Here is a 26,973-nt window from a genome sequence, read left to right on the forward strand (position 1 = left end):
CGTGCCGCCCGGTTGCATTGCCCCCAAAGGACATGTGCGGGTGGGCCGTGAAGCGCGCGCAATTCATGAAGGAGAAAGCGGCATGGCAGAGTTCACAAAGCCCGAGATCTCCGAGATGAGACCGAAGATCACCGTCATCGGCGTCGGCGGCGGCGGCGGCAACGCCATCAACAACATGATCGCGGAGCAGCTTCAGGGAACCGAGTTCATTGCCGCCAACACCGATGCGCAGGCGTTGACCATGTCGAAGGCGACGCGGCTGATCCAGCTTGGCGCTCACGTCACCGAGGGGCTGGGCGCCGGATCGCTTCCCGAGATCGGCCGTGCCGCGGCCGAGGAGTCGCTCGACGAGATCATGGATCATCTGGCCGGCACGCATATGTGTTTCGTCACCGCCGGTATGGGCGGCGGCACCGGAACCGGTGCTGCGCCGATCATCGCGCAAGCGGCGCGCAAGGCCGGCATCCTGACCGTGGGCGTCGTCACCAAGCCTTTCACCTTCGAGGGCAGGCGCCGCATGCAGATGGCCGAAGAAGGCATCGAGCGGCTGCGCGAGGCCGCCGACACGGTGATCGTGATCCCCAACCAGAACCTGTTCCGGATCGCCGATGCCAAGACCACCTTCGCCGACGCCTTCGTCATTGCCGACCGGGTGCTCTATTCCGGCGTCAGCTGCATCACCGATCTCATCGTCAAGGAAGGCCTGATCAATCTTGACTTCGCCGACGTCAAATCGGTGATGCGCGGCATGGGCCGCGCCATGATGGGAACCGGCGAGGCGTCCGGCGACAGCCGCGCGATGAAGGCGGCGGAAGCCGCGATCGCCAATCCGCTGCTCGACGAGGTGTCGATGAAGGGCGCCAAGGGCGTCCTGGTCTCGATATCGGGCGGCAGGGACATGACCCTGTTCGAGGTCGACGAGGCCGCCACCCGCATCCGCGAGGAGGTCTATGAGGACGCCGATATCATCGTCGGCGCCATCTTCGACAAGAGCATGGAAGGCCGCTTCCGGGTTTCGGTGGTGGCGACCGGTCTCGACCGCGCACTCGGTGTGGGCGATGCCGATGCCGGCATCGCGCATGACCATTCCATGCCGCCCGCCGCGCGGATCTTGCAGTAAGCTGCCCTTTCGGACGTATCCCAGGCGAGGCTTGTTTTCCGTGGGGGGGCCGCTAAACAGTAGCGTGCATTGCATAGGATCAGGTTGGCCGACGCAAAATTAATGCGGCCGGCAGTATCGATCTATAGCCCGCTGCTGCTACAAGAATCCGTCACGGATGGCCATCTATACTGGCGACCGGCATTCGTTCGAGCGACGAGGGGCGCGGCTTGGAATTTGACTTGAAAACCATCGAGGCGCTTGCGCCCGATCAGGCGTCGTTGAGCGCCGCTTCCAAGTTGACCAAGCAATCGAACTGGCCACGGCTTGAAAAGAACGAGCAGCTGGCGCTCATCTGGGGCGAATGCCAGGGCTCCGGTTCCAATCCCTATCGCGTCGTCGTCGACACCGGCGACCACGGCTACAAATGCACCTGTCCGTCGCGAAAATTTCCCTGCAAGCACACATTGGCGCTGATGTGGATCGCCGCCACCTCGCCAGCCAGTTTTGCCGGCGCCGGCTCGACGCCCGAATGGGTGAATGACTGGCTCGGCCGTCGCCGGAAAACCACCTCGCAGGCACCAGCGCCCGGTGCGGGAGGCAAGAGCATCGGCGAGGCCTCGCGCGACGATGAAACGATCGCTGCCGAGGACGCGGCCTCGGTCGAGCGCCGCGAAGCCGCGCAGCGCAAGCGCGCCCAGGATACGCGCTCCGCGGTCTCAGCGGCTTTGGACGAACTCGATCAATGGATATCGGATCAGTTGCGGCTCGGCCTTGCCGGTTTTGTCGACAACAGCAGTGATCGTTGCCGCCGCATCGCGGCGCGGCTGGTCGACATGAAGGCGACAGCGCTTGCCGGCCGCATCGACGAGATTCCGTCACGGCTGATGGGGTTGCGCAACGAGGAGCGCCCGGACGCGGCGATCCGCGAACTCGGCAAGCTTGTGCTGCTGGCCAAGGCCTGGCGATTGACGCCTGATGACGCTGAGCTGAAGCGGCTGGTATCGAGCTCCGAAAGCCGCGAGCAGGTGCTGGCAAATCCCGACGCGACGCAGGTCGAAAGCGCCTGGGAGGTGCTCGGCGAGAAGATCGAAACCCGCCGTGATGGTCTTGTCAGTCACTCGACCTGGCTGCTCGACCTGAACAGCGCCAGTCCGCGATTTGCACTCCTGCTCGACTATTTTCCGGCCTCTGCCGGCCGTCGTTCCAACGCTTTCACACCGGGGGATCGCTTCGATGCCCGGCTGGTCTTTTATCCGGCACGCCAGCCGCTGCGCGCGCTCGTGGTCGATCGCAAAGGCGATATCTCGTCGGGCGAATGGCCGGATTTCGGCTTTGACATAGCCGATCCGCTCGCGGCCCATGTTGCTTACCAGGATATCGCCCCCTGGCTCACCGACTGTCCTGTCATGCTGCCGCCCGGCGCGATCCTGAAGGATGATCGGGGCGATGCCTGGTGGCAATCCGCTGATGATCCGCACGGCATCGCCTTGCCGATTGCCGATACCGTCAGCCCGACGTTGCTTGGGCTGGACCTCACGGCGACGGCCGGACTTTGGAGCGGCAGCCGGCTTCTTTTGCTGGCGGCGCAAAGCGGGTTCGGGAGGCTTGATCTGTCGTGAACGAGATCGAGCAGACAGGGCTCGCGACGATGCGCGACAGCTGGATCACCGGTGGGACAAGCTTCGACCTGGCTCCGGCCGCGTGGAAGGAGATTGCCGGCAGTGCAAACCCCGACGAGCGTGAACGCCGGCTGTTGGCGATCGCCGCGCAAGCCCTAGAAATCGCCTTGCGGCCGGCCGCGCCGAAAACGCTGAAGCGGCGCCCGCCGTTGCCCGAGCTTGCCTTGCCGATGCTGCCAGAGCGGCTGCGGCCGGTTGTGCGGGCAGCGCTGAAACACGCCGCCGACGCCAGAACCAAGTCGCGTGTGGTGGCCCTCGTCGCCAGCCGCGGCTTCGTGCTGCATCCGATGGACTGGATGCCCGCCGCGTCGGATCAGACCAGCCCGGATGTCTATGCGCCCTGGATCGATTGGCAGGCCGGGGTGGATGGCGAAAAACACACAAGCCTGGAGCAACTGACGGCGCAGAACTGGGACGATTTCTATCCGGCCGCGCGCCGCAGTGCGCTGGCCGATATGCGCCGCACCGCGCCAGCCTCGGCCCGGCAGTTGATCGAAACCAAGGGCCCAAGCGAGCCGGCGGAGGTGAGGCTTGCACTCATCGAACTCATGCACTTCGGCCTCGGATCCGATGACGTGCCCTTCCTGAAAAGCCTGTCCGCCGATCGCTCCGGCAAGGTGCGCGAATTGGCCGGCCGGCTGCTGGCACGGTTGGGCGAGCACGGCCAGCCAGGCGATGGCGGACCGGAAGATCCAGTGGCGGAGCTCGCGGCCTTCATTGCTGAGGGCAAATCCGGCTTCATCCGCCGCCGTACCACCTACACGCCGGCAAAGCTGAAGTCCCCGGCGCAGGAACGCCGCCGCGCCGAACTGTTCGAAACCTGCAATATGGTTGATCTTGCCGCGCGCTTCGGTGTCACCGAATCCGACTTCATCGGGGCATGGCAGTTCGGCGCGGACAACAATGCCGATGTCCTTGTCGCGCGCATGGCCGCGGCGTCAGGCAGCGATGCCGCGGTCACGCACATGGCAGACACGCTTGTTGCCGAAGGCGGCAAGCCTGCACTCTTGGTCCTCCATTTAATGCCGCGTCTGGACAGAAGCAGGAAGCGTGTCCTGGTCAGGCTGATCCTGAAGGACACGCAGCATCTTGGCGCGCTCACCCAAGTCGAAGGCGTCGAAGCAGGCTGGCTGGAATGGGGAGACCTGATAAACGGCAAGACGCTCCCGGCACTTCGCGCCGCCGTTGCGGGAAACGATGACGCCGTGAAGCGAGGCGTTGATCAGCTCCTGGAAATGCTGGGCTTTCTCACTACCGCGGAGGCGGCGGAAAAGTTGATCGGCGATGTCGTCGCGGCCGGCATGGCGCCGGCAGCACCTTCGCTCGGCCTTTTGCGTCTCAACGCATCCTTGGCCGGGCCTTGAACCAACACATGATCCTTGCGGAGAACAGCAAATGAACGCAGCCATCCGTCTTCCGGTCGAGCAGGCCTACGCTGCCGAATTGCAGGCGCTCGCGCGCAATGACGACAGGCAGAAGCCCGCCGGCTGGAGCCTGTCGCCAAAGGCGGTGCTGACTTACCTGCTCGGCGGGAAGGCCGACGACGGCACGCTGATAACACCCAAATATGTCGGCCGCCGCCGGCTGATGGAAACCGCCGTGGCGACGCTCGCGACCGACCGCGCGCTGTTGTTGCTCGGCGTGCCCGGCACCGCCAAATCCTGGGTGTCGGAGCATCTTGCGGCTGCCATCATGGGGGATTCGACGCTGATCGTGCAGTGCACGGCCGGCACCGACGAGAACCAGATCCGCTATGGCTGGAACTATGCGCAGCTTCTGGCCAAAGGCCCCAGCCAGGAGGCGTTGGTGCCGACGCCGCTCTACCGCGCCATGCAGGACGGCAAGCTCTGTCGCCTCGAGGAACTGACGCGCATGGGCTCGGACGTGCAGGACACGCTGATCACCGTGCTGTCAGAAAAGATGATGCCGATCCCCGAGCTCAACACCTCGATCTATGCCCAGCGCGGTTTCAACATCATTGCCACCGCCAACAACCGCGACAAGGGTGTCAACGAACTGTCCTCGGCGCTGAAGCGCCGCTTCAATGTCGTCGTGCTGCCCCTGCCGGAAGACATGGCGGAGGAAGTGGCGATCGTCTCCAAGCGCGTCGGCGAGATGGCTGGCGGTCTCGACCTGCCGGTGCCGAAGAATGTCGGCGAGGAGATCGCCCGCGTGCTGACCATTTTCCGCGAGCTTCGCTCCGGCGCGACATCGGACGGCAAGGTGACGTTGAAGACGCCGTCCGGCTCGCTATCCACGGCCGAAGCGATTGCGACCATGGTCGGCGGTCTGAGCCAGGCGGCCTGGTTCGACAGCGGTAAGCTTGGCGCTGAAGGCCTCGCCGCCAGCCTTGTCGGTGCGATCGTGAAAGACCCGGTGCAGGACAAGCTTGTGCTTGAGGAATATCTGGAGACCGTGCTCAAGAAGCGGCCGGATTATGCCGGCTATTACGCGGCATTGAACGCCGCGATCTGACGCCATGGCAATAGGCGACGTTTCCTATTTCGGCATCCGCCATCACGGCCCCGGCTCCGCCGCGAGCCTGGTGCGGGCGTTGCAGGAGTTGAAACCGCTCGCCGTGCTGATCGAGGGGCCGGCTGACGCCTCGGCGCTGCTGCCATTGCTCGCCCGCCCCGAAATGCAGCCGCCGGTGGCACTGCTTTGCTATCCCGAAGACGATCCGGCCTCGACCAGCTTCTGGCCCTTCGCCGAGTTCTCGCCAGAATATCAGGCGACGCTCTGGGCGGTCGCCAACAACGCGACAGTTCGCTTCATCGACTTGCCGTCCTCGGCCCGGGTCGCACCGGCTGAGGCCAAGGAAGAGGCCGATACCGATGAGACGAAAGCCGAGGTCGGGTCCGCACTCGCACCGCATTTGCGTGACCCGATCGGCACGCTGGCGCAAGCCGCCGGCTACGAGGATGGCGAGAGCTGGTGGTCCGATATCATCGAGCAGAACCCGCAACCCGGTCCCATTTTCGCGGCAATAGCCGACGCGATGACGACGCTGCGCGAGGGGGAAGGTCCGCTTGCCGAATTCGAGGCAAGACGCGAGGCCCATATGCGGCTTGAAATCGCTGCCGCGCGCAAGGAATTCGACGGACCGATCGCTGTCGTCTGCGGCGCCTTCCATGTGCCGGCACTGCAGGCGACCCGCCCGCAGAAGGAGGATCACGCCCTGCTCAAGGGGCTTGCCCGGCGCAAAAGCACGATGACCTGGGCGCCATGGACGGGTCCGCGTCTGGCGCTCGGCTTCGGTTATGGCGCCGGTGTTGTTGCTCCCGGCTGGTGCAAGCATCTGTGGCGCACCCGCGGCCGGCATGACGCGGCGACCCTGTGGCTTGCCATGATCGCGGCGGTGTTGAGGGCGAAGGGACACATGGTCTCGACCGCCTCGCTGATTGAAGCCGAAAGGGTGGCCCGCACGCTGGCCGTGATTCGCGATCGGCCAAAGCCTGGTTTCGAAGAATTGCGCGATGCGGCAATCGCTGCCCTGTTCAACGGCGAAGCGGTATTGTGGGCGCTGGTCGAAGCCGAGCTGCTTTTGGGCGCCGATGTCGGTGAAATTCCGCCGGATACACCGCTGGCGCCGCTGATCGAGGACCTGCAGCGCAATCAGAAGGCCGCGCGGCTGAAGCCCGAGGCGCTGGAGCGCGAACTGTCGGTAGACTTGCGCAGCGAAAGCGGGCTGTTTCGCTCGACCTTGCTGCGCCGGCTGAATGTGCTTGGCGTGCATTGGGGAAAACTGACCGACAGCGGCCGCAGCCGCGGCACCTTTCGCGAGCGCTGGTCCCTGTCATGGGAGCCGGAATATGCCGTTCGCCTGGTCGAGAACCTGGTCCATGGCCCGACCATCGAAAAAGCCGCTAACGGCCGGCTGATCCAGATGATCGGCGCGGCGACCTCGCTCGATGCGCTGGCAGGACTGGTTCAAGGCGCCATCACGGCAAACCTGTCGGAGGCCTCGATCGCCGGTTTGGCGGCACTGGAGGAACGCGCGGCGCACAGCAGCGAATGCCTCGAAATCCTGGCATCGGTGCCGCCGCTTGCAGATATCATTCGCTACGGTGAAGCCCGCAAGACCGAAACCGCACGCTTGTCCGGCCTGCTGGAGCGGCTGATCGTCGAAGGCGCCATCGCGCTTCCCTATGCCGCCCGCGATCTCGATGCCCAGGCTTCGACGGCCTTGGTCGATGCGATGCGCAGGGCCGATGAGGCAATCAAACTGGTCGAACCTGGACAGGACGTTCTGGACGCCTGGCGCGGTGGGCTGGCAGCCGTGCTGGACGGATCGCGATCGACCGCACTGGTGGCGGGCTGTGCCGCGCATCTGCTCTACGAGGCCGGCCATCTGTCCGCCGATGCGGCGGCCGCCCTGATCGCGCGGCGCCTGTCGCCGGGCACGCCGGTCATCGAGGCCGCGGGGTTCTTCGAGGGGTTCTTCAGCACCGCCGGTCAACGGCTGATCTATGACGAAAGCCTGCGCGGCGCAGTCGATGCCTGGCTCAAATCCCTCGATGAAGACGCCTTCATTGCGCATCTGCCACTGTTGCGCCGGGTCTTTTCCCATCTGGACTCGATGGAGCGGCGGCGGCTGATCGAGGCGGTGCTCGGCCGTGTCAGATGCCTGCCGGCAGGGCTGACGCCGACGCCAGATGGTGGTGAGGCCTGGCGCCGGCATCTGGAACGGCTTGGGCCTTTGCTGATGAGCGGGAACGGCAATGGATGACGAGGCTGATATCGGCGAAAACGAACCTGCCGTCGACGGACGGGAGCGCCGCTGGCGCCTGGCGATCGGTGCCGATGACGAAACCTCGTCGGCGCTGTCCGACACCGACAAGCGGCTGTCGGCAGCGCTCGATGCACTCTATGGCGATGGCGCCGGCGATACGGCTGCCGATCCGCGCAAGCGCCGCGGCGGGCTTGGCCGATCGGCACCACGAGTGGCGCAATGGATGGGCGATATCAGATCGTTCTTTCCCGCGCAGGTCGTGCAGATCGTCCAGAAGGACGCCTTCGAACGGCTCAACCTGAAGCAGATGCTGATGGAGCCGGAATTCCTCAAGGCGATCGAGGCCGACGTCAACCTCGTCGCCGACCTGATCTCGCTGCGCTCGGTCATGCCGTCCAAGACCAAGGACATTGCGCGAACGATCATTGCCGAAATCGTCGCCAAGCTGATGCAGCGGCTGGAACAGAAGACCGCCGAGGCGATCCGTGGCGCGCTCGACCGGTCGCAGCGCACCAACCGTCCGCGCCAGCGCGACATCGACTGGCAGCGCACCATCTCGGCCAATCTCCGTCATTATCAGCCCGAGCACAAAACCATCGTCCCGGAGAAGCTGGTCGGCTTCATGCGCAAGCAGCGAAGGCTGGTCGATCTGGATGAGGTGGTGCTGTGCGTCGACCAGTCGGGCTCGATGGCAAGCTCGGTGATCTACGCATCGATATTCGCCGCCGTGATGGCCTCCTTGCCGGTGGTGCGGACCAAGCTGGTCTGCTTCGACACGGCCATCGTCGACTTGACCGAGGAGCTCAGCGACCCCGTCGAAGTCCTGTTCGGCGTGCAGCTCGGCGGCGGCACCGACATCAACCAGGCCGTCGCCTATTGCGCTGATCGCATCGAGCGGCCGACCAAGTCGCATATGGTGCTGATCACCGACCTTTATGAAGGCGGCAACGGCCAGGAATTGCTGCAGCGACTGGCGGCACTCATCCGCTCAGGCGTCAATGCCGTGGTGCTGTTGGCGCTGACCGACCAGGGCAGGCCGGGTTATGACCCCCAGATGGCCGGGTCGGTGGCGGCACTCGGCATCCCGGTCTTCGCCTGCACGCCGGATCTGTTTCCAGACATGATGGCGGCCGCCTTGCGACGGGAAGATGTTGGCGCATGGGCGGCAGGCGCCGACATCAAGCTGGTTCGCGCCGAGGTAGACGGTTCCCCGGCCGGCGCGTAGGCGCGTCGGCCAGCAACGCTCGGCCGCTCAGGACGCCTTCTCGCCGATCAGTTCAAACCGCTCGACCTCGCATTGCCGGGCGACCAGCGCCAGGATTTCCGTCGCCGGTTCGATCGCATCGGGCTGTTTCCACTCGATATTGAACGAGTACACGAAGCGGTCGCGGCCGGGATCGTGCTCCATCATGGCGAGACGCGCGCGATAGCCAAGCGGTCGCACCATCTCCTGAAGGTCGGGCGGGGACCCATACGCCCAGGAGACCGACAGGATCGCATGGTGGTTGCGCGCAATCCTGAGGTCGACCCATTTCAGCGCCTGAAGCGTTATCAAGGTCAGCAGGGTCGCAACTCCCGCAAGGCCGAACTGGCCGCCGCCAAACGCCAGTCCGATCATTGTCATGATCCACATCGTGGCGGCGGTGGTTACGCCGGTCACAAGGTCACCCCGGCGAAGGATGGCGCCGCCGCCGATGAAGCCGACGCCCGTCAGGACGCCGAGCGGAAGACGCAGCACATCCATGCGGGCGAAGAAGTCCGCTCCCTTGCCCGTCGCGTCGAGCAGCAGGTTGGCCTGGATCATGGCGATCGCGGCCGCAAGGCCGACCAGGATGGTCGTCCGAAGCCCGGCGGTGTGGCCGCGCGCTTCCCTGTTCAGGCCGATCAGGAAACCGGCGACCATGATGAGCAACAGGCGTGCGGCGAGATCGGGCCAGGTCGGGTGAAGCGGCATATCGCAGCAAAACGGCTCGAACATTGTTGGTTCCTTGCGGCGGGATGCTTCCCGCCCACAGTCAACACCTCGCGCACCGGTCACCGGGCGGCGAAAGTCAGCACCAATGCCAGCACGAAAATGCCGACCAGGCCGGCGATGAAGATGATGCGCTGCGTGCGTGTGCGCAGGATGATTTCGCCTTGCCGTGCATTTTCTCCGGAAAAAATCGGTCCTTCCCTGTCACTATCCTTGCTCATGACATGCTCCTTCCTGGCCCGTGCCTTCCTGGCATGCCGCGACACCGGAATGTCGATCTAAAAACCTTTTCTCGCTCCCGAAGTTCCGGCGGGACGCCCGGGCGGCTCGGCAAAACCACGACGCCACGCGATTTGAACGGCGACGCTTGACTCTGGCGAAGCCTTGTGAAAAATTTTGCAGCAACTGATAAAAATATCATAGGGTGGAAATGGTAGGGTTCGGCAACGGTCTCCTGCGCGACGATGAAAGCAGCATGGCGGCGCGTGCCGCGTGGCTTCATTACGCCGGCGGCATGACCCAGTCCGAGGTTGCCAAGCGCCTGGGGCTGACCAGCCTCAAGGCCCATCGCCTCATCACCAAGGCCAACCAGGAAGGGCTGGTGAAGGTCTATATCGACGGCGAAGTTTCGGAATGCGTCGAACTCGAGGACGAACTGTCCCGCCGCTACGGCCTCGACTACTGCGAAGTCGTTCCTGATTTTGACGCCGAAGATCTGCCGCTCAAGGCGCTCGGCATCGCCGGCGCGCAGTTCCTCAAGCGTGAGATCGAACGTGGCGAGCAGGCGCTGATCGGCGTCGGCCATGGCCGCACGCTGGCCGCGTGCGTCGAATATCTGCCGCGCACCTCGACCGACCGGATCCGCTTCGTTTCGCTGCTTGGCGGCCTGACGCGGAAATTCTCGGCCAATCCGCATGATGTCATCCACCGCCTCGCCGAGCGCACCGGCGCCGAAGCCTATGTGATGCCGGTGCCGATGTTCGCCAATACGGCCGAAGACCGGACTGTCCTGCTCGGCCAGAAGGGCATCAGCGAGGTCTTCGATCTCGCCAGATCCGCCGACCTGTTGTTTGCTGGTGTCGGTACGGCCGAACGCGAGGCGTCCCTGGTCGCCACCGGCATGATCGAGAAAGGCGAGATGGAGGAGATCCGCCGCAATGGCGGCGTCGGCGAATTGCTTGGCCATTTCTTCGACGGCGCCGGCAATGCGGTGGCGACGACCGTTTCCAACCGGGCGCTGGCTTTGGCGCGTGAGGACATTGCCAGCCGCCGGATCGTCGCCGTCGCCGGCGGCAAGATCAAGGTTCGTGCCATCAAGGCGGTGCTGGAAGGCCGCTATCTCAAGGGCCTGATAACCGACGAGCGGACGGCACGATCGCTCGTGGAAGAGACGCCGGTCGGGTAGCCGGCAACCGTTCAGTTGAACCTACCCTGTGGAGGAGAAGACGAAATGCATGAGAAAGAGAAAGACCTCATTGACGCCTTCCTGCGCGGACAAGTTGACCGTCGCGGACTGATCAAGGGGCTGGGTGCGATGGGCCTTGCCGCCGGCACCGCCGGCACGCTGCTCAATCTGGGGCAGACCCGGGCGCTGGCCGCCGACTTCGACTGGCAGGCGCACAAGGGCAAGACCATCAAGCTCCTGCTCAACAAGCATCCCTATGCCGATGCCATGATCGCCGATCTGGAGAACTTCAAGCAGCTGACCGGCATGAACGTCGTCTATGACGTATTCCCCGAAGACGTCTATTTCGACAAGGTCACGGCGGCACTGTCGGCAAGCTCGCCCGAATACGATGCCTTCATGACCGGCGCCTACATGACCTGGACCTATGGTCCCGCTGGCTGGATCACCGACCTCAACGAATGGATCAAGGACCCGGCCAAGACCAACCCGAACTATGCCTGGGACGACTTCCTGCCCGGCGTCAGGAATTCCTGTGCCTGGAACGGCAAGCCGGGCGGCGCGCTGGGTTCGGAGGACGCCAAGCAGTGGTGCATTCCGTGGGGCTTCGAGCAGAACAACATCACCTACAACAAGGGAATGTTCGACAAGGCGGGCGTCAAGGTCCCCGGCAACATGGACGAGATGGTGGCCGCCGCGGCCAAGCTCACCAAGGATGTCGGCGGCGGTGTCTACGGCATCGGCGTGCGCGGCTCGCGCTCCTGGGCGACGATCCATCCGGGCTTCCTGTCGGCCTACGCCAACTTCGACCAGAAGGACCTGAATGTGTCGGCCGACGGCAAATTGTCGGCCGCCATGAACACCGCGCAATCCAAGGCTTTCCACAAGCAGTGGGTTCAGATGATCCAGGAGAGCGGCCCCAAGGACTGGTCGACCTACACCTGGTATCAGGTCGGAACCGATCTTGGCGCCGGCGCCTCGGCCATGATCTTCGACGCCGACATCCTCGGCTACTTCATGAATGGCGGCGACAACAAGATGGCCGGGAAGCTTGCCTTCGCCTCCTTCAAGGCCAACCCGGACGCCAAGGCGCCGACGCCGAACATCTGGATCTGGTCGCTCTCGATGTCCAACTTCTCGAAGGACAAGGACGCTACCTGGTACTTCATGCAATGGGCCTCGGGGCCGGAGCATGGGCTGTTCGGCGCCACCAAGATGGACTTCGTCAATCCGGTCCGCCAGTCGGTCTGGAAGGACGAGATGTTCCGCGAGAAGCTGAACAAGAGCTATCCCGGCTACGTCGAAATGTTCGACGCTTCGGCGCCGGGCGCCAGCATCAAGTTCACCGCGCAGCCGCTGTTCTTCGACCTCACCACCGAATGGGCGGCAACGCTGCAGAAGATGGTGTCCAAGGAGGTGCCGGTCGACGAGGGCCTCGACAAGCTGGCCGAAAGCATCAACGGCCAGCTCAAGGAAGCCGGTCTCGGTTAAGTCGCAACGAGGACCGGCCTGCTTGGCGGGCCGGCCCTCATAACACTTTTTCTTTTTTGCGATGCGGTGCCTTGAGCATCGGACCCAAAAGTGGAATCCGGTTTTGGGAAAATCCGATGCTCGAGAAAAAGCGAGCATCGGACCCAAAAGTGGAATCCGGTTTTGGGAAAATCCGATGATCGAAAAAAAGCCCGCCATTTCGCCCGACCGGTCGCCTTGCTCCCTTGGGCGGCCGGCAGGGGCGAAGCGACAGTAACAACGGAGCAGCTCGATGACTGCGGTGGTATCGCAAAGGCACAAGCCATCCGGCTTCAGGATCAGCAAAAGGGTGCTGCCGTATGTGCTCAGCCTGCCGGCCTTGCTGGTCTGCATCGGCATCCTGATCCCGTTCTTGACCTCGGTGGTCTATTCGTTCCAGCGCTACCGGCTGAGCCAGCCCTGGGCGCGCCAGTTCAACTGGGGCGACAACTACATCTCCTTCTTCACCGACCCGAAGTTCTGGAACACGCTCAAGGTCTCGCTGCTCTATGCCGGCACCACCGTCGTGCTGGAACTGCTTCTGGGCCTCGCCATCGCCCTGCTGCTGCAGAAGCGCTCGACGCTGAACAATTTCATCTCGATCATGCTCTTGATGCCGCTGATGACGGCGCCCGCGCTTGCCGCGCTGATGTGGAAGCTGATGACCAATCCCGGCTTCGGCGTGCTGAGCTATCTCGCCAGCCTGATCGGTCTGCAGGATTTCCGCTGGGCCTCCTCGCCGTCGACGGCACTGTTCACCGTCGTGCTCGTCGACATCTGGGTCTACACGCCGTTCATCATGATCCTGCTGCTTGCCGGCCTGCGCAGCCTGCCGACGCAGCCTTTCGAGGCCGCCGCGCTTGATGGCGTGCCGCGGAGCTTCGTCTTCTTCCGCATCACGCTGCCGATGCTGACGCCCTATATCCTGACGGCGACACTGTTCCGGCTGCTCGATTCCATCCAGCAGTTCGACATCATCTATGCCATGACGCAGGGCGGACCGGGCGACACGCTGACCGTCTTCCAGGTCGAGGCCTATCTCAATTTCTTCCAGTCGACCAATGTCGGCCGTTCGGCGGCGCTGATGATCATCCTGTGGGCGATCACCTATTTCCTCTCCAACATCTTCATCAAGAACTGGCTGCGGCTGCGCGAACGCGCCCGTGGACAGGCATAGGAGGCGGCGATGGAACACACCTCGCTTCTCGAACGCATCCTGCGCGGCGTGGCGCTGACGCTGGTCGTGACCTTCTTCATGTTCCCGATCGTCTGGATCTTCATGATGTCGTTCCAGACCAACGAGACCATCCTGCGCATTCCCCCGCAGCTGATCTTCGAGCCGACGCTCGCCAACTATACCGCGCTGATCACCGGCAAGCTGATGACCGCCGCAGGCACGCTCGACATCGCCTTCATGCGCAATTTGTGGAATTCGGTGTTCCTGTCGGTGACATCGGTCGCGGTCTCGCTGCTGCTCGGCGTGCCGGCGGCCTACGCCTTTGCGCGGCACAAATTTCGCGGCTCGGAGGACATTGCCTTCACGCTGCTGTCGTTCAAGTTCGCGCCGGCGCTGCTGGTGCTCCTGCCGCTCACCCTCTATTTCCAGAAGCTGGGGCTCGCCAACACCTATATCGGGCTGATCTGGGTCTACCAGCTGATCTGCCTGCCGTTGATCCTGTGGATCGTGCGCGGCTATTTCGAGGATATTCCGGCCGACATCGAATATGCCTATCGCATCGGCGGCCATTCCTGGTTCGCCACCTTCCGCAAGATCGCGCTGCCGCTCGCCGGCCCCGGCATTGCCGCCGCCGGCCTGCTCGCCTTCATCTTCGCCTGGAACAATTTCGTCTTCGCGCTGGTGCTGGCCTCGGCCGACAAGCAGCCGGTGACGGTCGGCGCGCTTGCCTTCATCACTTCCTCGGGCATCCAGTACGGCCAGATTTCGGCGGCCATCGTGCTCTCGATCACGCCGACCCTGGCGCTTGCGCTTTATGCGCAGCGCTATCTCGTCGAAGGCCTGTCGCTTGGCGCGGTGAAAGGATAGATATGGCCAGCCTCGAACTTAAAAATGTCGTCAAGCGCTACAAGAGCCAGACCGTGCTCGACAATCTGTCGCTCACGGTTGCCGACGGCGAAACCCTCGTCCTGTTCGGCCCCTCGGGCGCCGGTAAGACGGTGCTGCTGCGGCTGGTTGCCGGCGTCATCGACCCCGACGAAGGCAAGATATTCATCGGCGGCGACGACATGACCGACGTCGATGCGGAGTTCCGCGGCGTCGGCATGGCGTTCCAGAATTTCGCCCTGTTTCCGCATATGACCGCCTTCGACAACATCGCCACGCCGCTGGCGGCCAAGCGTTCGTCGCAAGGCACGATCAAGGCCGGTGTCGAGAGCGTCGCCAAGCTGTTGAAGATCGGCCATGTGCTTTCCCATAAGCCGCGTGCGCTCTCCAATGGCCAGAAGCAGCGTACGGCTCTTGCCCGCGCTTTGGTCGGCTCGCCGCCGCTTCTGCTGCTCGACGATCCCTTGCGCAATGTCGACGCCAAGCTGCGCTTCGAGATGCGCCTCGAACTTCCGAGGCTGCTCGCCGATCGCGGTGCCACCGTCGTCTACGTCACCCAGGACTACAAGGAAGCCATGGCGCTCGGCGACCGCATCGCGGTGATGTCGCAAGGCGTCATCAGGCAGCTCGGCACGCCCGAGCAGATCTATCGCGAGCCGGCCAACATCGAGATCGCGCGGCTGTTCGGCGATCCCACCATCAACCTGCTCGACGTCAAGCCCGCGCGCGACGCCAAGGGCATCTATGTCGGCCTGTCCAACGTCCAGGTCCATCTGGCCGGGGCCTATGAAACGGCGGTCGGCCGTGACTGCGTGATCGGCCTGCGGCCCGAAGCGCTTGGCTTCGTCGAGGAAGGCGTGCCCGGCGCCATTCCGGTGACGATCGAGGCCGAGACGCCGCTCAACGAGAAGATCGTCACGCTGGTGCGCACCGTGCGCGGCCGCGAGATCCTGGTCTCGCGTCCGGCCGGAACGCCGGGCCGCAGCGAAGGCAAGGCCCACATCGCTGTCGACGGCAAGAGCGCCTTGCTGTTCGATCAGGCGAGCGGCGATCGCATCGGCTCCAAGAACGTCCTCAATCTGCGCAGCGGAGAAGCGGCATGAGCCCGAGCGCACTCACCATTTCCGGTGTCGACAAGTTCTATGGTCCGATCGACCGGGGCGTTCATGCCGTCAAGAAGCTGACGATGGAAATCGGCAAGGGCGAGATCGTCGCCCTGCTTGGCTCGTCGGGTTGCGGCAAGACCTCGACGCTGCGCATGATCGCCGGCTTCGAAGAGGTGTCGCGCGGTGCGATCTCGGTCGGTGGCCGGCAGGTGCATACTCTGCCGCCGGTCAGGCGCAACGTGGCGATGGCCTTCGAAGGTTATTCGCTTTATCCGCCGCTGACCGTGCGCGAGAACATGGCTTTCGCGCTCAAGGCGACGAGGTTGCCGAAGAGCGAGGTCGATGCCAAGGTCGCCAGCATCGCCAAGTTGCTCGAGATCGAGGACATACTGGAGCGCTATCCGAGCTCCATCTCCGGCGGCCAGCAGCAGCGCGCCAGCCTTGGCAGGGCGCTGATCCGGGAGGCCGACCTGCATCTGCTGGACGAGCCGATGGGTCAGCTCGAACCGCAGCTTCGCGCCGTGCTGCGCGGCCGCATCAAGCACTTCATCAAGGAGCGCGGCCTGACCGCGATCCTGGTCACCCACGACCAGACCGAGGCCAATGCGCTTGCCGACCGCATCGCCGTGATGGAGGGCGGGGTGCTTCAGCAGTTCGACACGCCGGACCAGATCAAGGAGCGCCCCGCGAACCTGTTCACCGGCACCTTCGTCGGCGAACCGCCGATGAACGTCTTCGAGGCCTATGTCGGCGCTACTGTCGGCCGTATCAGCCTGCGGCTGCCCGACGGCCTGTCGCTCGACTATGACAAGGACGCCTTCAGCGCTCCCGTCCGCGATCAACTGCTGAGCCGCGAGAGGGTCGTCATCGGCATCAGGCCCTACGCCGTGCGGCGCTCGAAGGAGGGAGTTCCCGCCAGGGTCTCGGCCAACCAATGGCTCGGCGACCAGACCCATATCGCCGCCGACTTTGCTGGCGGTTCGCTGGTCCTCGTCGAACATGACCGCACGCGCTTGGATCTGGGTGCGCCGATCAACGTCAGCATCGATCCTGGGAACCTGCACGTCTTCGACCAGGCGAGCGGCGAGGCCATTTCGCACGGCAGGGAGCTTGCGTGATGGGTGATGTCCTGATCGGCATCGATGCCGGCACGTCAATCATCAAATCCATCGCCTTCGACACGGCGGGCCGGCAGATCGCCGCCGCCGCGCTGCCGAACCACTATGAGACGTTGCCGGGTGGCGGCGCCGAACAGGATTTGACGCGAACATGGAGCGATGCCGCCACAACCCTGCGCCAGCTCGCCGACAAGGTGCCCAATCTCGCCAGCCGGACCGTGGCGATCGCGGTGACCGGGCAGGGCGACGGCACCTGGCTGATCGACGGCAAGGGCGAGCCGGTGGCGAAGGGCTGGCTCTGGCTCGACGCGCGCGCGGCGGCAATCGTCGAGGAAATCCGCGCGCGTCCCGAGGATCGGCTGCGCTTCGAAAAGACCGGCAGCGGGCTCGCCGCTTGCCAGCAGGGCTCGCAGTTCGTGTTGATGAAGCGCAACATGCCCGAAATGCTCGGCAAGGCGGCAACCGCGTTCCACTGCAAGGACTGGCTCTATTTCAAGCTCACCGGCGAGCGCGCCACCGACCCGTCCGAGGGAACGTTCACCTTCGGCGACTTCCACACCCGCGACTACAGCGACGAGGTGCTCGACGTGCTCGGCGTTTCCGATCTCAGGCACCTGCTGCCGCCGATCGTCGACGGCACAAGGCACAGCACCGGCCTGTCACAGGCGGCGGCGGACGCCACCGGGATGCTGGCCGGCACGCCGGTGGTGCTCGGCTATGTCGACGTCGTCTGCACGGCGCTCGGCGCCGGCCTGCTCGACCGCGAGCGCAAGCCCGGCTGCTCGATCATCGGCTCCACCGGCATGCACATGCGGCTGGCCGAAACCCCCGACGACGTGCAGCTCAACGAAGCGGCGACCGGCTATACGATGGCAATGCCAGCGCCCGGCGTGTTCGCCCAGATGCAGTCGAACATGGCGGCGACGCTCAACATCGATTGGGTCCTCGGGCTCGCCTCGGGCATCCTCGCCTCGCAAGGCATTACGCGCAGCAATGGCGAGATGATCGCGCTGGTCGATGCCTGGATCGCGGCCTCGCAGCCGGCCTCGCTGCTCTACCAGCCCTATGTGTCGGAAGCCGGCGAGCGCGGGCCGTTCGTCGATGCCAATGCCAGGGCAGGCTTCGTCGGCATTTCCTCGCGGCACGGCTATGCCGACCTCGTCCGCGCCGTCTTCGAGGGGTTGGCGTTCGCCGCGCGCGACTGCTACGCCGCCATGGGGCCGCTGCCGCGCGAAGTCCGCCTCACCGGTGGCGCCGCCAGAAGCCCGGCGCTGCGCAAGATCCTTGGTGCCGCGCTGGGCGCCGATATCCGTACCAGCGCGCGTGAGGAGGCGGGTGCCGCGGGTGCGGCGATGATCGCCGCGGTCGGCGTCGGGCTCTACCCGTCGATGGACGCGTGCGTTGGCGAATGGGTGACGCCGTTGCTTGGCGAGGCGGAGCCGAACGACCGCGATCTCGCCGCGATCTACGACAAGATGACCCCATCCTACATGTTGGCGCACCAGGCGTTGCGGCCGGTCTGGCGCGCGATGGCTTCAGTGCAGGCAAATTGAGAAGTCGAGTATGCCCAGGAAAATAGCGATCATTGGCGACAACTTCATGCTTCCGGAGGTGTTTCGCGCCAAAATCGAGAAGGTCGCGAGTGGCGACCTCGATATCCGCACATTGCAGACCGCCTGGCCCGACGAGCCGATGGAGTTCGGCAGTCCGGCGCTCGGCCTCGACAAGGTCAAGGAATATTTCGGCCACCCCGACGAGGTCGTCGATTTCATCGGCGATGCCGAGATCCTCGTCACCCAACTCGCGCCCTTGTCGGAGGACATGATGCGGCGCCTGCCGGGGCTCAAGCTGATTGCGGTCTCGCGCGGCGGCCCGATCAACATCGACATGGCCGCGGCGAGGGATCACGGCATCACCGTGGTCAACGTGCCCGGCCGCAACGCCACTGCCGTCGCCGAGTTCACCATCGGCGCCATCCTGGCCGAGACGCGGCTGATCAGGGTCGGCCATGAGGCCTTGCGCAAGGGAGAATGGCGCGGCGATCTCTACCGTGCCGACCGCACCGGCCGAGAACTCGGCGAAATGACCGTCGGCGTCGTCGGCTATGGCAATATTGGCACCAAGGTGGTCCGCCTGCTGCGTGCCTTCGGCTGCCACGTCCTGGTCAGCGACCCCTATGTGCAGTTGAGCGCGGAGGATCGCAATGCCGGCGTCGAACTGGTTGGGCTCGATGATCTCCTGTCCCGCTCCGATGTGGTCACGCTGCATCCCAGGGTGACCGAGGAGACGCGCGGCCTGATCGGCAAACACACCATCGCGCGGATGAAGCCCGGCGTGATCTTCGTCAACACCGCGCGCGGGCCGCTGGTCGATTATGACGCGCTCTACGAGGCGCTGGTTTCGGGGCAGATCGCCAGCGCCATGCTGGAGACGTTCGCGGTCGAGCCGGTGCCATCGGACTGGCCCCTGCTGCAGCTTCCGAACGTGACGCTGACGCCGCATATCGCCGGCGCCTCGGTGCGCACCGTGACCTATGCCGCCGAGCAGGCCGCCGAAGAGGTGCGCCGCTACATCGCCGGCCTTCCTCCCGTCAATCCATGTTGAGCGTGGCGGTCATGGCAGACCAATCCGGCATCGAGGCCAGAGCGGGATGAGCGGCGGCACCGAAATCGTCGACCTCTTTGTCGTCGGCGGCGGCGTCAATGGCGCCGGCATCGCGCGCGATGCGGCGGGCCGCGGCCTTTCCGTCATCCTGTGCGAAAAGGACGATCTTGCCGAAGGCACCAGCTCGCGCTCGGGCAAGCTCGTCCATGGCGGCCTTCGCTACCTCGAATACTACGAATTCCGCCTGGTGCGCGAGGCGCTGATCGAGCGCGAGGTGCTGCTGGAATCGGCGCCGCACATCATCTGGCCGATGCGCTTCGTGCTGCCGCACAGCCCCGACGACCGGCCGGCCTGGCTGGTGCGGCTCGGCCTGTTCCTTTACGACCATCTCGGCGGCCGCAAGCGGCTGCCGGCGACCCGCACGCTCGACTTGCGCACGGCGCCCGAAGGGGCGCCGATCAACGACAGCTTCAAGCGCGGCTTCGAATATTCCGACTGCTGGGTCGACGATGCCCGCCTCGTCGTCATCAATGCGCTCGACGCCGCCGAGCGCGGAGCGAAGATTTTCACCCGCACCGCCTGCACCGCCGCCCGCCGAGAGAACGGCCTCTGGGTCGTCGAGATGCGGGATGGCAGGACCGGCGCCAGGACGACGGTTCGGGCACGCGCCCTGATCAACGCCGCCGGCCCCTGGGTCAACGACATCGTCAACCGCGTGGCCGGTCAGAACTCGAAGCGCAACGTCAGACTGGTCAAGGGTAGCCACATCGTCGTGCCCAAATTCTGGGAGGGACGGCATGCCTATCTCGTCCAGAACAGCGACAAGCGCGTGATCTTCATCAATCCCTATCAGAACGATCTCGCCTTGATCGGCACCACCGACATTCCCTACGAGGGGCGGCCCGAGGACGTGACGGCGGATGAGAGCGAGATCGATTACCTGATCAGGGTGGTCAACCGCTATTTCAAGCGCGGCCTTGCGCGTAGCGATGTCGTCTATTCGTTCTCCGGCGTCAGGCCGCTCTATGACGACAATGCCGATAACCCGAGCGCGGTCACCCGCGACTATATTTTCGAGCTCGATGCGCCCGACGCGCAGGCGCCGCTGCTTTCGGTCTTCGGCGGCAAGATCACCACCTTCCGCAAACTGGCCGAGCACGCGCTGGACAGGATCGCGCCGTTCTTTCCCGGGATGGGCAAGCCCTGGACAGCGAAGGTGCATTTGCCCGGCGGCGATATCGCCAATGCCGATTTCGAACAGTTCCTCGGCGACCTTGGCCGTGAGTATCCGTGGATGCCGGCATCGCTGATCAAGCATTATGGGCGGCTTTACGGCACCAGGACCCGCCTTCTGGTCGGTGCCACGGGGTCGCTCGCCGGATTGGGGCGATGCTTCGGCAAGGATTTCTTCGAGCGCGAGGCCAACTATCTCTTCGACCAGGAGTGGGCGGCGACATCAGCCGACATCCTGGAACGGCGCACCAAGCATGGGCTGCATCTGTCGGTCGAGGAAAGGGCCGCCTTCGAGCATTGGTGTACGAACCGGCTGGCGAGGGCAGGCTGATGGCCGCCATCGCCAATGTCCCGCGACAGCGCTGAGGAGGGATCGCGACCTTGGCCTTCACGCTCTCCCTCAACACCAATCCGCTGGTCAACCGCTTCGCCGAGCCGGACGACCTGATCGATACGATTGCCTACGACATCGGCATCAGGGACGTTCAGCTCACGCATGAATTCGTCAATCCGGGTTGGCCGGCGGCGACGATCGTCAAATTCGTCCGGCTGTTTCGCGGCGCGCTCGCCCGCACCGGCGTACGCGTCACTTCGGGCATGACCGGCCCTTACGGCCGGCTCAACCATTTCGGCCATCCCGACGCGGATGTGCGCCGCTACTATGTCGACTGGTTCAAGACCTTCGCCGACATCTCCGCCGAGCTTGGCGCCAGCGGCATGGGCACGCAGTTCGCCATCTTCACCCATCGCGACTTCGACGACCCGGAGCGCCGCGCGCGGCTGTTCGACATCGCACTGGAGTGCTGGCGGGAGGTCGCCGAACACGCCCGCTCGGCCGGGCTGAGCTATTTGTTCTGGGAGCCGATGTCGGTCGGCCGCGAATTCGGCCACACCATCGAGAACTGCCGGCAGTTGCAAAGCGCGATCGACGCCGCCGGCATGGCCATTCCGCTGGAGATGATGGTCGACATCGACCATGGCGACGTCACCTCAAGCAATCTGGCCGACATCGATCCCTATGCCTGGGCCGAAGCCTTTCCCAAGAAGTCGCCGATCATCCATATCAAGCAGTCGTCGATGAACAAGGGCGGCCACTGGCCGTTTACAGCGGCTTACAACAAGGACGGTCGCATCACGCCGGAAAAACTGCTGGAGACGGTGCGGCGCGGCGGCGGCACGGACAATGAGATTTGCCTCGAACTGTCGTTCCGTGAACGCGAGCCGGTCGATCACCAGGTTGTCGCCATGATCCGGGAATCGGTCGACTATTGGGCACCCTTCATCGAGACAGGCAGATCCGGCCTCGTGCCGAAGGCCGGATAGAAACGGGCGGGAGCCGGTTCGGCGCCCGCCCGTTGAACCGGATTGTCCCGGTCGGATAGTCGTCAGCCGAATTTCGGATCGAGGCTGCCCGACTTGTAGCGCTTGGCCATTTCCGAGACCGGCAGCGGCTTGATCTTCGGTGCGTTGCCGGCGGTGCCGAACTGCTCGAAGCGCTCCTTGCAGAGCTTGCGCATGGCAGCCATGGCCGGCGTCAAATATTTGCGCGGATCGAACTCGCTCGGGTTCTCGGTCAGCACCTTGCGGATGGCGCCGGTCAGCGCCATGCGGTTGTCCGTGTCGATGTTGATCTTGCGCACGCCGTGCTTGATGCCGCGCTGGATCTCTTCCACCGGCACGCCCCAGGTCGGCTTCATCTGGCCGCCATATTTGTTGATGATCTCCTGCAGGTCCTCCGGCACCGAGGACGAGCCGTGCATGACCAGATGCATGTTCGGCAGGCGGCGATGGATCTCCTCGATGACGTTCATGGCCAGCACCGCGCCATCGGGCTTGCGCGAGAATTTATAGGCGCCGTGGCTGGTGCCCATGGCCACCGCCAGCGCATCGACATGGGTGTCCTTGACGAACTCCACTGCCTGTTCCGGATCGGTCAACAACTGGTCGTGGCTGATGGCGCCCTCGATGCCGTGGCCGTCTTCCTGCTCGCCGCCGCCGCTCTCGAGCGAGCCGAGCACGCCGATCTCGCCTTCGACGGACACGCCGCCCCAATGCGCCATGTCGACGACGCGCTTGGTGATGCCGGAATTATAGGCGTAGTCGGCCGGCGACTTGCCGTCTTCCTTCAGCGAACCGTCCATCATCACCGAGGTGAAACCATGCTGGATCGCGGTGACGCAGGTGGCTTCGTTGTTGCCATGGTCGAGATGCATGCAGACCGGGATGTCGGGATGGATTTCGACCAGCGCATCGATCAGCTTGGCCAAAACCACGTCATTGGCATAGGCACGCGCACCGCGGCTTGCCTGCAGGATGACAGGCGATTTGGTCTCTTCCGCCGCCTCCATGATGGCGAGGCCCTGTTCCATGTTGTTCATGTTGAAGGCCGGCACGCCATAGCCATATTCGGCGGCGTGATCGAGCAATTGTCTCAGTGTGATGCGAGCCAACGATTAGTCTCCCGTATCTGGTTTCGAACCTGTGGTTGCGGACTGTCCGCGCATCGTTCAGCCCATCGATGCTTCTGGCCGGATTTCGGCGCGACCGCAACCGCCAGAGATCGTCCCCGCTGCAATTCTTGTTACAGCGCCGTGATGAAAGCCGTGGATATATCCCAAGAAAATATCTCATTATAACAAAATTAGTGATACTTTTGCGGCGATACCTGTTATCTTTTGGGCTCGATCAAAGAGCACGTTCGGCGGTCGGCTGCGATGAAGAGCGATACCAGGCGGCAAGGCATCATGGATTTCCTGATGGACGCCGGCGCGGCGAGCGTCGACGATCTCGCCTTGCGCTTTGGCATCTCGAAGATGACCGTGCACCGCGATCTCGACGAACTCGAGGAAAGCGGCTTCCTGCGCAAGGTGCGCGGCGGTGCCTCGATCCAGCCGAGCAGCCTCTTCGAAAGCGATTTCCGCTACCGGCAGAAGCAGGCGACCGAGGAAAAGCAGCGCCTGGCGGCAGCGGCGGTCGCGATGATCGAACCCGGCCAGACGGTGATCATCGACGACGGCTCGACCGCAGGCGGCATTGCGCGGCATCTCGCCGATTTGCGGCCGCTGACGGTGATCTCCAACAATCTGGCTGTCATCCAGGAACTGGCCGGCGCCGGAGGCATCAACCTGATCGCGCTCGGCGGCCAGTACAGCAAGAAGTTTCACGGCTTTTTCGGCCTGCTTGCCGAGGCCTCGCTCAAGTCGCTGCGCGCCGACGTTGCCTTCCTGTCGTCATCGGCCATCCACGGCGTTTCCGCCTTCCATCAGGACCAGGAGGTGGTGCAGTCCAAGCGGCTGATGATGGCGGCCGCCACCCGCAAATATCTGCTGGTCGATCACGGCAAGTTCGGCCGCACGGCGCTGCATTTCCTGACGGATCTCAGCGCGTTCGACGCCGTCTTCACCGGACGCGAGCCGGGGCCTGGAATGCGCGAGACATTGGCGGCCGGCGGCGTTTCGCTGACGGTGATCGACAAGGGACCATGATCCCGAAAGCGGAGCTCTCTTCGGGAGTTCGTGGTCAAACAGAAGGCAAGGAGCGGTAAGCGTGGTTTACTGGGTCGGTACAAGCTGGAAGATGAACAAGACGCTCACCGAGGCGATGGAATTCGCCGCGATCCTGGCCGGGTTCGTCCCTGGTTTCGATGACCGCATCCAACCCTTCGTCATCCCGCCATTCACCGCAGTGCGCGAGGTCACGCAGGCGCTGTCCTCGACGCGGGTCAAGGTCGGCGCCCAGAACATGCATTGGGCCGATGCCGGCGCCTGGACCGGCGAGATTTCACCCGTGATGCTGACCGATTGCGGGCTCGATTTGGTCGAACTCGGCCACAGCGAACGGCGCGAGCATTTTGGCGAGACCGATCGCACCGTCGGCCTGAAGACGGCGGCGGCCGTAAAACACGGGTTGATCCCGCTGATCTGCGTCGGCGAGACGCTGGCCGAGCGCGAAAGCGGCGAGGCCGATGCGGTGCTGGCCAGGCAAGTCGAGGGGGCGCTGCAATTCCTCGAAGAGGAAGGGAAGGGCGCGAAAATCCTGTTCGCCTACGAGCCGGTCTGGGCGATCGGCGACAAGGGCATTCCAGCCAGCTCCGACTATGCCGACAAACAGCAGGGACTGATCAAGACCGTGGCCGGTGGCCTGCTGCCGTCCATCCCGCCGGTGCTCTATGGCGGCAGCGTCAATCCCGGCAATGCCGCCGAACTGATTGGCCAGCCGAATGTCGACGGGCTCTTCATCGGCCGCTCCGCTTGGCAGGCGCAAGGCTACATCGACATCCTCGGCCGCGCCTCGGCCGCGATCTGAATCAAACCGCATCCAGTAAAGAAAGGACACGATCATGAAAATAGCCATTGGAGCCGACAGCGCCGGCAAGCCGCTGCTCGATGTCATCGCCGCACATCTGGCGACCAAGCCCGGGCTCACCGTCAGCGACCTCAGCCAGGCCGGCTACTACGCCGACCTGTCGCAAAAGCTCGCCCAGACGATCGTCGACGGCGACAACGATCGCGGGATCCTGTTCTGCGGCACCGGCATCGGCGTTTCGATCTCGGCCAACAAGGTGCCGGGTATCCGCGCCGCACTCACCCACGACACCTATTCGGCCGAACGCGCCGCCAAATCCAACAACGCGCAGATCATCACCATGGGCGCGCGCGTCATCGGCCCGGAACTGGCCAAGGCTATCGTCGATACCTGGCTCGCTTCCGAGTTCGACGAGAAGGGACCGTCGGCCGGCAATGTCCAGGCCATAAACAGGCTCGACGCCACGAAGGCTTAAGCCAAAGCCTTCGTCATCGCGCCGATGACGGTGACCGCCGAGGCCGCACCCGGGTCCATGTGCCCGAGCGAGCGTTCACCGAGCCGGGCCGAGCGGCCCTTGGTCGCGACCATGTCCTTGGTCGCTTCAGCACCAGACTCAGCCGCGGCAAGGGCGGCGGCCAGGCTTTCGGACAGCGTCTTGCCGGCAGCATGCGCGGCCCCGGCCGCTTCGGCCGCTGGCTGCCAGGCATCGATCATCGTCTTTTCGCCAGGTTCGGCCTTGCCGCGATCCTTGATGCCCTGTGCCATGGCCTGGAACAGGGCGATGAATTCGGCGTCCGTCAGCGTCGCCTTGCCCTTGACGGCGGCAGCCGCACGCATGAAGGCCGTCGCATAGAGCGGGCCTGAGGAAGCGCCGACCGCATTGAGGAACGACTTCGCCGCGCCGTTGAGCAGCGCGGTCGGCTCGACAGCGGCGAGGTCGAGCGATGCCAGCGCATCGCGCACGGCGCCGAAACCAAGCGCCATGGCGATGCCGTGATCGGCGTCGCCAATGACACCGTCGAGCAGGCAGAGCCGGTCCTTGTCGGCCTCGATCGCCGTTGCGATCTCATCGAACATTCTTTTCAGGTCGGCGGCATCGATGGTCACGGATCGCTCTTTCGTCAGCCGGCGCGGAACATGGCGCAGTCGCAAGGGTGGTCGAGCATGGTCTGCAGCTCGCCGTCGAGATGCATCAAGGTCACCGATGCGCCGGCCATTTCCAGCGACGTGCAGTAATTGCCGACCCAGGTCGCGTGGATGGAAACACCGATGTCATCGAGCCTCTGCTTGACCCGGCGGTTCATGATGTAGAGCTCCATCAGCGGCGTCGAGCCGAGCGAGTTGACCAGCACCGCGACCTTGCCGCCGCGCGAAGGCGACATCTCGGCGAGGATCCTGTCCAGCATCTCGTCGGTGATCTCATCGGCGGTCCGGAGCTTGCCGCGCGCGATGCCGGGTTCGCCGTGGATGCCCATGCCGATCTCCATTTCGTCGGCGCCGATCTCGAAATTCGGCCGCCTTGTCTGCGGCAGCGAGCAGGGCGACAGCGCCACGCCCATGGTGAAGGTGTGGTCGTTGGCCTTGCGCGCGATGCGCTCGCATTCGTCGAAGGAGAGCATCCGGTCGCAGGCCGCGCCGGCTGCCTTGAAGATGAAGAAATTGCCGGCGACGCCGCGGCGCTTGTCCCGCTGATCGCGCGGTGCCGAAGCGACGTCATCGGTGGTCAGCACGGTCCGTACCTCGATGTCGTCCATGCCGGCCATCTCGGCCGCCATGTCGAAATTCATCACGTCGCCGGCATAGTTGCCGTACATGAACAAGACGCCGGCGCCGCCGCTCACCGCCTTGGCGCATTCCAGGATCGGATCGGGTGGTGGCGAGGCAAAGACATTGCCGATGGCCGCCGCGTCCGCCAGTCCCCTGCCGACAAAGCCGAGAAAGGTCGGCTCGTGGCCCGAGCCGCCACCGATCACCAGCCCGACCTTGCCGGGCCGCGGCCCGTCGCGGGCGATTATCGAGCGCGGGCTGCCATCCGCGCTCCTGAGGTGGCGAGGATGCGCGGCGAGGATCCCTTCGAGCATCTCGTCGACGGAACGGTTGCCGTCATTGATGATCTTCTTGGTCTGCACCGGCATCCTCCCGAATT

The 26,973-nt window shown here is 64.3% G+C and carries 24 protein-coding genes; 19 read left to right on the forward strand and 5 right to left on the reverse strand.

Features of this window, described 5'->3' with window-relative positions; all coding sequences use genetic code 11:
• The first annotated feature begins 82 nt into the window (after nt 1–82).
• The 6 genes from ftsZ to LB577_RS16410 all read left to right on the forward strand — a co-directional run bounded on the left by ftsZ (nt 83) and on the right by LB577_RS16410 (nt 8,738).
• Nucleotides 83–1,120 carry a cell division protein FtsZ gene (ftsZ, locus tag LB577_RS16385; protein WP_224687480.1) on the forward strand — a complete coding sequence of 346 codons (1,038 nt, stop codon included), beginning with the start codon at nt 83–85 and terminating at the stop codon, nt 1,118–1,120.
• 221 nt (nt 1,121–1,341) lie between these two features.
• Nucleotides 1,342–2,721, forward strand: coding sequence for an SWIM zinc finger domain-containing protein (locus LB577_RS16390; RefSeq protein ID WP_224687481.1), 1,380 nt, complete (start codon nt 1,342–1,344; stop codon nt 2,719–2,721).
• Nucleotides 2,718–4,145, forward strand: a complete 1,428-nt coding sequence (locus tag LB577_RS16395) for a DUF5691 domain-containing protein (RefSeq protein ID WP_224687482.1) — start codon at nt 2,718–2,720, stop codon at nt 4,143–4,145. The genes LB577_RS16390 and LB577_RS16395 overlap by 4 nt, the downstream gene beginning before the upstream one ends.
• Before the next feature lie 31 nt (nt 4,146–4,176).
• Nucleotides 4,177–5,256: an ATP-binding protein gene (locus LB577_RS16400; protein WP_224687483.1), complete on the forward strand. Its 1,080-nt coding sequence runs from the start codon at nt 4,177–4,179 to the stop codon at nt 5,254–5,256.
• A gap of 4 nt (nt 5,257–5,260) precedes the next feature.
• Nucleotides 5,261–7,510: a DUF5682 family protein gene (locus LB577_RS16405; RefSeq protein ID WP_224687484.1), complete on the forward strand. Its 2,250-nt coding sequence runs from the start codon at nt 5,261–5,263 to the stop codon at nt 7,508–7,510.
• The gene (locus LB577_RS16410) at nt 7,503–8,738 is read left to right on the forward strand and encodes a VWA domain-containing protein (RefSeq protein WP_224687485.1); all 1,236 of its coding nucleotides are present in this window, start codon (nt 7,503–7,505) and stop codon (nt 8,736–8,738) included. Before LB577_RS16405 ends, LB577_RS16410 begins: the two co-directional genes overlap by 8 nt.
• 27 nt (nt 8,739–8,765) lie before the next feature.
• Here LB577_RS16410 and LB577_RS16415 read toward each other — a convergent pair whose 3' ends face one another.
• Nucleotides 8,766–9,491 (reverse strand): MgtC/SapB family protein, encoded by a 726-nt coding sequence (locus LB577_RS16415; RefSeq protein ID WP_224687486.1) that lies wholly within the window; start codon nt 9,489–9,491, stop codon nt 8,766–8,768.
• 56 nt (nt 9,492–9,547) lie between these two features.
• Nucleotides 9,548–9,706 (reverse strand): peptide ABC transporter permease, encoded by a 159-nt coding sequence (locus LB577_RS16420; protein ID WP_224687487.1) that lies wholly within the window; start codon nt 9,704–9,706, stop codon nt 9,548–9,550.
• A gap of 209 nt (nt 9,707–9,915) precedes the next feature.
• On the opposite strand from LB577_RS16420, the gene LB577_RS16425 reads away from it, so the two are divergent.
• The 10 genes from LB577_RS16425 to LB577_RS16470 all read left to right on the forward strand — a co-directional run bounded on the left by LB577_RS16425 (nt 9,916) and on the right by LB577_RS16470 (nt 21,845).
• On the forward strand, nt 9,916–10,890 hold the full coding sequence (locus LB577_RS16425) for a sugar-binding transcriptional regulator (RefSeq protein WP_023764803.1): 975 nt from the start codon (nt 9,916–9,918) through the stop codon (nt 10,888–10,890).
• Between the two features lie 45 nt (nt 10,891–10,935).
• Nucleotides 10,936–12,381 carry an ABC transporter substrate-binding protein gene (locus tag LB577_RS16430; protein WP_013896838.1) on the forward strand — a complete coding sequence of 482 codons (1,446 nt, stop codon included), beginning with the start codon at nt 10,936–10,938 and terminating at the stop codon, nt 12,379–12,381.
• Between the two features lie 271 nt (nt 12,382–12,652).
• On the forward strand, nt 12,653–13,576 hold the full coding sequence (locus LB577_RS16435; protein WP_023764804.1) for a carbohydrate ABC transporter permease: 924 nt from the start codon (nt 12,653–12,655) through the stop codon (nt 13,574–13,576).
• A gap of 9 nt (nt 13,577–13,585) precedes the next feature.
• Nucleotides 13,586–14,443 (forward strand): carbohydrate ABC transporter permease, encoded by an 858-nt coding sequence (locus tag LB577_RS16440; protein ID WP_023764805.1) that lies wholly within the window; start codon nt 13,586–13,588, stop codon nt 14,441–14,443.
• Between the two features lie 2 nt (nt 14,444–14,445).
• Nucleotides 14,446–15,564 (forward strand): ABC transporter ATP-binding protein, encoded by a 1,119-nt coding sequence (locus tag LB577_RS16445; protein WP_224687488.1) that lies wholly within the window; start codon nt 14,446–14,448, stop codon nt 15,562–15,564.
• Nucleotides 15,561–16,685 carry an ABC transporter ATP-binding protein gene (locus LB577_RS16450; protein WP_224687489.1) on the forward strand — a complete coding sequence of 375 codons (1,125 nt, stop codon included), beginning with the start codon at nt 15,561–15,563 and terminating at the stop codon, nt 16,683–16,685. Before LB577_RS16445 ends, LB577_RS16450 begins: the two co-directional genes overlap by 4 nt.
• Nucleotides 16,685–18,238 (forward strand): FGGY-family carbohydrate kinase, encoded by a 1,554-nt coding sequence (locus LB577_RS16455; RefSeq protein WP_224687490.1) that lies wholly within the window; start codon nt 16,685–16,687, stop codon nt 18,236–18,238. Before LB577_RS16450 ends, LB577_RS16455 begins: the two co-directional genes overlap by 1 nt.
• 10 nt (nt 18,239–18,248) lie before the next feature.
• Nucleotides 18,249–19,289 (forward strand): 2-hydroxyacid dehydrogenase, encoded by a 1,041-nt coding sequence (locus LB577_RS16460; RefSeq protein WP_224687491.1) that lies wholly within the window; start codon nt 18,249–18,251, stop codon nt 19,287–19,289.
• Nucleotides 19,290–19,335: 46 nt separating this feature from the next.
• On the forward strand, nt 19,336–20,853 hold the full coding sequence (locus LB577_RS16465) for a glycerol-3-phosphate dehydrogenase (protein ID WP_224687492.1): 1,518 nt from the start codon (nt 19,336–19,338) through the stop codon (nt 20,851–20,853).
• A gap of 50 nt (nt 20,854–20,903) precedes the next feature.
• Nucleotides 20,904–21,845, forward strand: a complete 942-nt coding sequence (locus LB577_RS16470; protein ID WP_224687493.1) for a sugar phosphate isomerase/epimerase family protein — start codon at nt 20,904–20,906, stop codon at nt 21,843–21,845.
• A 62-nt stretch (nt 21,846–21,907) separates the two neighbouring features.
• Here the strand turns inward: LB577_RS16470 and fba are convergent, their stop codons facing one another.
• Nucleotides 21,908–22,972 (reverse strand): class II fructose-bisphosphate aldolase, encoded by a 1,065-nt coding sequence (gene fba, locus LB577_RS16475; protein ID WP_224687494.1) that lies wholly within the window; start codon nt 22,970–22,972, stop codon nt 21,908–21,910.
• 264 nt (nt 22,973–23,236) lie between these two features.
• On the opposite strand from fba, the gene LB577_RS16480 reads away from it, so the two are divergent.
• The 3 genes from LB577_RS16480 (at nt 23,237) to LB577_RS16490 (ending at nt 25,302) form a co-directional block, all read left to right on the forward strand.
• Nucleotides 23,237–24,007: a DeoR/GlpR family DNA-binding transcription regulator gene (locus LB577_RS16480; RefSeq protein ID WP_224687495.1), complete on the forward strand. Its 771-nt coding sequence runs from the start codon at nt 23,237–23,239 to the stop codon at nt 24,005–24,007.
• Nucleotides 24,008–24,068: 61 nt separating this feature from the next.
• Nucleotides 24,069–24,827, forward strand: a complete 759-nt coding sequence (locus tag LB577_RS16485; RefSeq protein ID WP_224687496.1) for a triose-phosphate isomerase — start codon at nt 24,069–24,071, stop codon at nt 24,825–24,827.
• Between the two features lie 34 nt (nt 24,828–24,861).
• On the forward strand, nt 24,862–25,302 hold the full coding sequence (locus LB577_RS16490) for an RpiB/LacA/LacB family sugar-phosphate isomerase (RefSeq protein WP_140572736.1): 441 nt from the start codon (nt 24,862–24,864) through the stop codon (nt 25,300–25,302).
• Here LB577_RS16490 and dhaL read toward each other — a convergent pair.
• On the reverse strand, nt 25,299–25,934 hold the full coding sequence (gene dhaL / locus LB577_RS16495; RefSeq protein WP_224687497.1) for a dihydroxyacetone kinase subunit DhaL: 636 nt from the start codon (nt 25,932–25,934) through the stop codon (nt 25,299–25,301). The genes LB577_RS16490 and dhaL overlap by 4 nt on opposite strands.
• 14 nt (nt 25,935–25,948) lie before the next feature.
• A complete protein-coding gene (locus tag LB577_RS16500; protein WP_224687498.1) occupies nt 25,949–26,962 on the reverse strand; it encodes a dihydroxyacetone kinase subunit DhaK in 1,014 nt (337 codons plus the stop codon).
• Between the last annotated feature and the right edge of the window lie 11 nt (nt 26,963–26,973).

The organism is Mesorhizobium sp. B283B1A, from assembly GCF_020165735.1.
Taxonomy (GTDB): Bacteria; Pseudomonadota; Alphaproteobacteria; order Rhizobiales; family Rhizobiaceae; genus Mesorhizobium; species Mesorhizobium opportunistum.